This is a genomic window from Vibrio sp. YT-19(2023), assembly GCF_033337395.1.
Genome location: NZ_JAWOQN010000885.1, coordinates 1 through 569, shown reverse-complemented (window position 1 = coordinate 569; position 569 = coordinate 1). Strand labels below are relative to the sequence as shown.

The following is a 569-nucleotide window of genomic DNA, read 5'->3' as shown; positions in this document are numbered from 1 at the left end:
TTTTTGAAGACCCTTTAACCAATCCTCGTTGTTCTGTGAGTTTTTCTCGCGGAGAGCTTTACCCTATTCAAAAGTACCCTGAGATTTTCTGGGACTGGGCCTGCCAATTTGATACATCCGAAAGCATTATTCCTCTGGCGATCAACACTTGTAACTGGAATCACACCCAAGATTTAGGTGGCGACAGCTACATAATGATGCTCGACAACACGCCAATAAAACGCACCTATTTACTTATCCAATCTGTCCAAGCTCGCACCGCACACAATATTTACGAAGAAAGCTACGACGCAATGCAGCTCGCGGCTGCGCGTTGGCAATGCATTCGAGCCGAGAAAAATGCATCACAAGAGATGCGACATCGAGACATCCGTGAAGCTCAATACGTTGATGAAATTAGCCAGCGCGAACGCTTTATCGAAAACATGAAGTTAGTTCAGCAAGTCGCACTCGAGATCTCCAACCCTGATTCCTTAAAAGATTTGTATTACAAAGCCGTCGAAGCCCTGCGTGAACGATTGGGGTTTGACCGCACCACACTGATGCTACTGGACATGAAAAAGCGCAGT

General features: G+C 46.2%; 1 pseudogene. It reads left to right on the top strand.

The features are described 5' to 3' along the window. Nucleotides 1–569: pseudogene (locus tag R7E78_RS28990) on the top strand (GGDEF domain-containing protein); the annotation flags it as partial.